Below are 7,857 nucleotides of genomic sequence, written 5' to 3'. Positions count from 1 at the left end.
ATCGGCGTAAGCAACCAAATCCTACGTCATTTCAACGGTTTGAACCATATCCGCCAACCCCTCGTGAATTATTCGGGCTAACTGCTCATTGCCGCAAGCGGCGCAACCCATAACATCATGAGACGGCAATTGCGTTTGCGAATTACATTCGCTGCAGCATAGCCCCGCCGCTGTTCCAACCCAGCCCCACCCGGGATGGTCGCACTGGGGACAGGCGGTCATTAGGCGTTTGACAAAGCGCTTGCCTAGCTTGGCAATGACGGACATGCGTCGAGGGTTCATGTGCGCTCGCATGTCTGTCTGGATGCGCGCCAAGCTGCAGGGTGATTGTGTAACGGCTGTTCTGACCGCCTCGCTCAAAGCCGCAGCATCTCTTATGCCCTTTGCGGTCACCACGTCTGTGCCGACGACACTCACGATTAAAGCATACTGAGGATACTCAATCGCGTTCAAAAATTTGTCCGCTTCGTTGACGTCTTCCACGTCAATATGGGCAAAATTCGGAGACTCATCGATGATCATATCGACGATCTCGACCCCGGATCGGATATCGAGCCATAAGATAAGCTCCCGACCGAGCGGAATGAATGGGTGTGGACTGTAGGAGCCTTCACTTGCGATGCCGATCGGCAGGCCGCTTAACGCGGCCGCCGCTTTTGCTTTTGCTCGAGCGGCGTCGAGTATGGTGCCCGCTCGCTTCACTTCGCTGGTGAAGGTTCCGAAGCTATCCGTGTTGAGATCGCGAGGAACCGCCAGATGAACATCTATATCGGCAAAGGAGGGCGAAAGCGCTGCCTCCTTTCCGTGCATGGTTCCAAGCGCAACCTGCCTTGGTAACTTGGAGTAAATTGATGACGAAAGGCTCGAATCCCTGGATTCTGCGTGGACGAGCGTGCATTGTTTGCGAGATAGATCAGAAATATTCATTTCAGCTGCTCCAAACGATCGCACTATTCTCCATAGCGCGCGAACTGGAGCTCTAAAAATTCATTGTTTCGATCTATTCATTCTTTTTAATGAATGGGTTTTCTGTAGTCGCTGCGGCTTTGAAGGGTTTTAGCAGAAATGATACGAGCGGATTTGGGAAACGACGTTTCACGGTTATGGCGTAAAATGTCTCGACCATGCCCGGAAGGGCGTCGTACTCGATGAGCTTGCCGGTCTCCAGTTCACCCTTGACAACGATAGGAGGAAGAACGGCAAGACCGGCTCCTTCCAGAGCGAGGACGCGCATCATCGCCATATCGTCCACTTCTGCAGCAATCTGAGGTGTGATTCCAAGTCGTGCTACGAGAGCGTCAAATTGCGAGCGAACCCCACTTTCGAGCGACGGAAGAACGACGGGGTGGTCGGTGAGGAGATCCACAAGGCTAGCACGAGATTTACTGTAAGGCATTTTGCCCACTAAGCTCACTCGCTGTTGATAGATTTGCTGGGTGACAAATGGTGTGACGGAATCCGTCATTGGGGCTTGATTCAGCAATACGATGTCAAGGCTCAGTGCCTCAAGCGCGCCAAGCAATTCGCTTGTACTACCCGAGCGCAGTATCATATCGACGTCTGGGCGCCCGAGGATCGGCCGCAAGAACTCAATCTGGAAATTGCGAGAGAGTGTCGCGAGCGAGCCTATCCGGATCGCACGGCGGGTCCTGCCGGTTTCCTTCAACGTCTCGACGAGTTCCTGACCTGAGGCGAAGATCGCGTCCGCATGATCGAGCGCGATACGCCCCGCTTCTGTTAGAAATAACTGCCGTCCGCGGCGCTCGAAAAGGGCATGGCCCAAGCGCCCTTCCAGCTGCTTTATCTGTGTGGAAAGAGCCGACTGAGAGAGGTTCAGCCGTTCAGCCGTACGCGTTAAATTTCCATCGTGTGCGACGGCACGAAAGTAGCGAAGGTGATGATAGTTCAACTCTGACATCATTCCAATTTATAGAACGATTTCGTGAAAACAATGAATTTTTTCCATCTCTAGCCGGGTGATAACAACGCCTCGTATCGACGCTTTGCCAAGTGTCGAATGTGCATGGAGACCTTTATGATCACGAGTCTTCCCTTAATAGCGCCGCTGATCCTTGCGGGTGCTTCCTTCTATTGTTTTACGGCGTCCAGCCTTCGGCCTCGTCTGGCCGTGCGCATAGCTGAATTAACGGCTCTTGCCTCGATTGTCGTTGCAATCCTGTCGGGCATCGTGCTCGCCTTGAATGGACCTGTAACAGGTCTGGCAATCGGGTACGATTACTTTGCATTCTCCTCGCGCCTCGATCTGGTCAGTGTCCTGATGCTGTTGCTCGTCTCATTCATTGGCTGGATAGTGCTGCGTTATGCTGGCAATTTCCTGGACGGAGAACGGCGCCAGGGCGCCTTCACAGGGTGGATGGCTGCGACCATCGCTGCCGTCCTCTTGATGGTTCAAGCAGGCACGTTTTTGCAACTTGTCATGGGGTGGATCACATCTAGTCTGCTGCTCCACAAACTTCTGCTTTTTTATCCGCAACGCCCCGCGGCGCAGCGTGCCGCGCGCAAGAAATTCATCATCTCACGCACTGGCGACGCGGCCCTTATTTGCGCTGCGGTCCTCTTGTCGATTGATTTTAAGACAGGCGATATCGCGACGATCCTTGCCATCGCGCGTGGCGGGGATGGCACGCCGCTGACGAGTGCTGCCGCAGCCTTTCTGGCGATCTCGGCCCTCCTCAAGTCAGCGCAGTTTCCGACCCATGGCTGGCTGACCGAAGTCATGGAGACGCCAACGCCGGTTTCCGCCCTGCTGCATGCCGGCGTTGTAAACGCCGGAGGCTTTCTGCTCATACGGCTTGCCGACGTTATGTTGCACGCTCCATTGGTGCTGGCCATATTGGTCATCGTGGGTGGGTTCACAGCGCTTTTCGGCAGCCTGGTCATGCTTACGCAATCTGCGGTGAAGACTTCACTGGCTTGGTCTACTGTGGCGCAGATGGGTTTCATGATCTTGCAATGCGGCCTTGCGCTTTTCCCCATCGCACTTCTCCACATCATCGCTCACTCCCTCTATAAAGCACACGCTTTTCTTTCTTGTGGCTGCGCCGTCGAAACGGTCTCTGCCATCCGGCGTCCAGGCCCGGTTACAATTCCAAACATAGGCGCGGTCGGTCGCGCTTTCCTTTTGGCCTTATTTATTTACGCTGTGTTTGGGGTGATCTTTGGAATCGTGGACAAACCGCCGCAGGCGATGGCTCTGGGCGCGATTCTCATATTCGGGGTAGCTTATCTCATTGCTCAAGGTCTAGCAGATGCCGCACCACGAGCGCTGACGTGGCGGACGACCCTTTATTCGATAGCGGCAGCCACAGCCTACTTCGCCCTGCAGTGGATATCAGATGATCTGCTGAACGGCACGTTGCCGACAGCACCGCAGCCCGGCCCACTCGAATGGACGCTTATGTTGCTCGCTGTCGCCACCTTTGGCTTGGTGGCGTTGGCTCAGTCTCTGTTCCCGCTATGGGCCTATCATCCGGCAGCGGCCGGCTTCAGGGTTCATCTTACCAATGGCCTCTATGTGAATGCGCTCTTCGACCGTCTGCTCGGCGGCTGGACTATTACACGATCGGTGTCACCGACGTCTGAATTCGTAAAGGAGTGAATCCATGGCCGATGTAGGTAAAGTCGAAACCTTGTATGGCGAAGCACTGGTGCGAGCAGCAAAGGAGGCGGTAGGGGCTGTTCCACCGGCCTGGCCGCTGACAACGTCCGTAGCCGTCAATCCCTTTCTCGGGCAGGTAAACGATCGCTTCGATCAGACGGCAGCGCGGCTCGCTCGGATTGGCGGCATACGGCTCGCACTACCCCGTAAGCACTATTCGGCCAAGATTGCCAATGGTGAGATCGCGGACGAAGATCTCATCGCCGCCCTTGACGCGAGTGTACTTTTTAATCGAATAGACTTGCGTGAACTTAAGATTGCCGCTGCCGCTGAGCCGCAGCATCTTGCGCCTTTGCCAACTATTTCAGAACTCGCGGCACAAGCCACGGGCACGGATTGGCCCTCACTAGTTTATGACCGCATCGGTTCTTTCGCGTCCGGCTTCTTCGATGAAGGGCAGGCCCTTTGGGCTGCATCCCGTCGCAATGGTCTCTATGCCGCTTGGCGGGAATTTGCTACCCACGATTTGACGACGGAAATCCACGGTCTAAAGAACTTTTGCTTCTATGTCACCGACGCGCCCGAAACCCCACAAGCAGCCATCGAACGAGCATCCGTTACGCTTGGTCTCGGCGCCGAGCCCGGTACTTATTTTCATCAGCTTCTGCTGACGCTTGGCGGATGGGTCCAGTTGGCACGACACATCCAATTCAAGGCAGAGTTGGAGGGCAGGGATGATACGACCGTGCTTGAATTGCTCGCTGTGCGGCTGATCTTCGAAGAGGCGCTCTACATTTGCCACAGGTCGGCCATCGATACGGAATGGGTAAAGGTGCGGCGGACCCATAGGGCGCCAGTCTCGGTAGAATTCGACACGGCGATCGACGGCATTCTCTTGTCAGCTGCCGAGCGCTCAGGCCAACGTAAGCTCGCCTGTACACTTGCCGAACCAAAGCCCGCCAATGTAACTGAAGTGCAGCCGGTGCTGCAGGCGGCATTCTGCATCGACGTGCGTTCTGAGGTTTTCCGGCGATCCCTCGAAAGCTTGGATCCAGGAATCCGCACGATAGGCTTTGCCGGTTTCTTCGGTCTCGGTATAAGTCATAAGGATTTCGCGTCCGACGTTCCCGAACAACGTCTGCCAGTTCTCCTGAACCCTTCCGTTTTCACTTGTAGCGCCGTGGATCAAAAAGGAGACACCGATGCGGGGGCACGGCTAAGCGCGCGCGCAACGCGTGCCTGGGGTCGATTCAAGCTCGCGGCGGTCTCCTCATTTGCCTTCGTTGAGGCGATGGGGCCGGTTTATGCTGGTAAACTCGTGCGCGATGGTCTCGGTTTCGGCAAAAGTAAGCGGGCAGACGTCGCCAAGCCGCACTTTAGCCCAAGCCTCGATTTGACTACGCGGGCAAGTATGGCCGAGATGGTGTTGGAGGCCATGTCGCTTACGGAGGGCTTTGGGCGCTGCGTACTTGTTGTTGGCCATGGTGCAAACGTGGTCAATAATCCCTACGCTAGCGCACTACATTGCGGAGCTTGTGGCGGGTATGCAGGTGACGTCAACGCGCGTTTGCTGGCGAGCCTGCTAAACGAGCAGCCAGTGCGTGAGAAGCTATCTATGAAAGGGATCAACATTCCTTCTAACACCATTTTCCTTGGTGCGCTGCACGACACGACGACTGACACTGTAACTCTATTCGATTATGATCTCGGAGATGGCATTGCACGCGGGGACATCGTTCGCATTCGTCATTGGCTCGCCGATGCCGGACTGTTAGCACGAGCCGAACGGTCGAAACGCCTGCCACGAGCGACGGCAGACAACGTGATCACGCGTAGTCAGGACTGGGCGGAAGTTTGGCCCGAGTTAGGACTTGCTGGCTGCCGAGCTTTCATCGCTGCACCGCGTTTCCGAACCTCCGGTCGGTCCTTGGATGGACAGGTCTTTCTCCATGATTACGTCTGGCGCAAGGATGAGGACTATAAAATTCTTGAGCTCATCCTGACCGCACCTGTTGTTGTCGCGAGCTGGATTAGTCTGCAATACTTTGGTTCGTCGGTCGCGCCGGCTCTCTTCGGGGCTGGCAACAAGTTGCTCCACAATGTCGTTGGCGGCATCGGAGTCGTCGAAGGCAACGGGGGCAATTTACGTGCGGGCCTTCCTTGGCAATCTGTGCATGATGGAGAAGGTTTCATTCACGAGCCTCTACGGCTGACGGTTGCCGTGGAAGCTCCGAGGGATGCGATCACCGCGATCTTGACGCAACATACCCAGGTTCGCGCACTGTTCGATAACGGCTGGCTAAATCTCTTTGCTCTTGACGAGAAAGGTCACATGGCGTGGCGCTACGCTAACGGCTTGATCTGGGAACCGTGTCAGCACATTGGGAACAATACCATGGCGCCCCGCGCGTGCGATACGAAAAGGGACTTAAGAAATATGATGAGGTGCTCTCCATTGGTGGCGGGTACTGGATGCGAGAACACCTCATCTACTGTTCATGTCCCAGTTAGCCCGGCTCCATCACTCGCTTTGCGTCCGCATCGAAGAATTCCGAAACCGCGAAAATATCCTTGTCACCACGGCCGCAGAGATTGAGGATGACAATGGCCTCCTTTGGCATGAGAGGAGCAATCTTTAGCGTAGCAGCCAATGCGTGCGACGGCTCGAGAGCTGGAATTATGCCTTCCTCCACCGCAAGAAGCCGGAACGCGCTCAGCGCCTCGGTGTCTGTGGCCGAGGTATATGAAACTCTGCCAGTTTCTTTCAACCAGGCGTGCTCTGGACCAACGCCGGGATAATCAAGCCCTGCCGAAATTGAATGACCCTCTCTAATTTGCCCGTCGTCATTTTGCAGAAGGTAGGTTCTATTTCCATGTAAAACGCCAGGCTGGCCCATTGACAACGATGCGCAGTGATCTCCGCTCTCTATACCACGGCCGCCGGCTTCCACGCCAAGCATCGATACTTCTGAGTCATCAAGGAAGGCATGAAACAGTCCGATTGAATTGGAGCCTCCACCTACAGCTGCCACCAGAAGATCCGGAAGTCTTCCCTCATATTCAACTATTTGCCGTCGCACTTCATGGCCGATGACAGCCTGGAGAGACCGAACCATTTCGGGATACGGATGGGGGCCAGCGACGGTCCCGATGAGATAATACGTGTCATCTATGTTCGAAACCCAATCGCGAAGCGCTTCGTTCATAGCGTCCTTCAGGGTTCCGTTCCCCGAAGTCACTGCATGAACTTCGGCCCCAAGAAGGCGCATCCTGAATACATTTGGCGCCTGCCGCTCTATGTCCTTTGATCCCATGTAAATTACACATTTGAGACCGAACCGTGCTGCAACTGTTGCAGTTGCAACGCCATGCTGTCCTGCGCCGGTTTCAGCAATGATGCGTGTCTTTCCCATTCGGAGCGCCATTAAGATTTGCCCGACGCAGTTGTTTATCTTATGGGAGCCAGTGTGGTTGAGTTCGTCGCGCTTTAAATAAATACGCGCACCACCTATCGAGGCAGACAAGCGCTCCGCCAGATACAAAGGGCTTGGCCGACCAACGTAGTGTCGACACAACAGCTCAAAGCGCGCCCAGAAGGACGAATCCGCTTTAGCTTCCTGCCATTTTGCATCCAGCTCCAGGAGGAGAGGCATCAGCGTCTCGGCTACGAACCGTCCGCCGAATGTACCGAAGAAACCATCCACGTCCGGCATTCGGGCTTTATATGTTTCCATGTCAATTTCTCCAATCGAACCATCTTACGATTCAACGCGCCATGTGGATCGCAAATCCGGAGAAATAAGCGTCGAAGCCAATCGCTTTGAGTCTCTGAGCACGACTTCGGATTGTTTGTAAAATGTGAGTGCAGTTGGAACCGCCTTATTTTCGCGGTTGCCTGCGGGCTATTTCTGCCCGCCCGGTGGCTATAGTGGCATGCTTGTTGTGCCGTGCATCCGGCATAACTGAAAGCAACTCGTTGCGCATATCGGGCGATAAGCGCACTACGTAGGTCGAGGGTATGCCCTATTATGGTTGCGCCAGTTCCGCCGCACCGCGCGCCAAGCCAGAAATAGCGTCACCAGCGCGATGTAGATCCATGGTTCCAGCCCCACGACCTTCACCGACATGGCGAAGTGCAGCGCTCCGGCTGCGGCGATGAAAGTAATCCTCCGGTGGAGGCCGCGGGTTATGCCGCTTGAGCGTTCAGCGTGTCTTGCTGCCAGTTCCACGGAAGCAAT

At 55.2% G+C, this 7,857-nt stretch carries 5 protein-coding genes and 1 pseudogene; 2 read left to right on the top strand and 4 right to left on the bottom strand.

Annotation, left to right across the window (positions count from 1 at the left end; all coding sequences use genetic code 11):
• Positions 1 to 21: 21 nt before the first annotated feature.
• Positions 22 to 927, bottom strand: coding sequence for a DUF6671 family protein (locus EXZ48_RS33660; protein ID WP_130521383.1), 906 nt, complete (start codon positions 925 to 927; stop codon positions 22 to 24).
• Between the two features lie 73 nt (positions 928 to 1,000).
• Positions 1,001 to 1,918 (bottom strand): LysR family transcriptional regulator, encoded by a 918-nt coding sequence (locus EXZ48_RS33655; protein WP_130521385.1) that lies wholly within the window; start codon positions 1,916 to 1,918, stop codon positions 1,001 to 1,003.
• A 117-nt stretch (positions 1,919 to 2,035) separates the two neighbouring features.
• Here EXZ48_RS33655 and EXZ48_RS33650 point away from each other — a divergent pair, with 117 nt between their 5' ends.
• A complete protein-coding gene (locus tag EXZ48_RS33650; RefSeq protein ID WP_130521381.1) occupies positions 2,036 to 3,619 on the top strand; it encodes a proton-conducting transporter membrane subunit in 1,584 nt (527 codons plus the stop codon).
• Positions 3,620 to 3,623: 4 nt separating this feature from the next.
• A complete protein-coding gene (locus EXZ48_RS33645) occupies positions 3,624 to 6,215 on the top strand; it encodes a YbcC family protein (protein ID WP_130521379.1) in 2,592 nt (863 codons plus the stop codon).
• Here the strand turns inward: EXZ48_RS33645 and trpB are convergent.
• Positions 6,127 to 7,353 (bottom strand): tryptophan synthase subunit beta, encoded by a 1,227-nt coding sequence (trpB, locus tag EXZ48_RS33640; protein WP_130521377.1) that lies wholly within the window; start codon positions 7,351 to 7,353, stop codon positions 6,127 to 6,129. The two genes, EXZ48_RS33645 and trpB, sit on opposite strands and share 89 nt — an antisense overlap.
• Before the next feature lie 267 nt (positions 7,354 to 7,620).
• Positions 7,621 to 7,857: pseudogene (locus tag EXZ48_RS35365) on the bottom strand (hypothetical protein); the annotation flags it as partial.

The organism is Shinella sp. JR1-6 (assembly GCF_004284735.1).
GTDB lineage: Bacteria > Pseudomonadota > Alphaproteobacteria > Rhizobiales > Rhizobiaceae > Shinella.
This window is presented reverse-complemented; position numbering and strand designations above follow the sequence as displayed.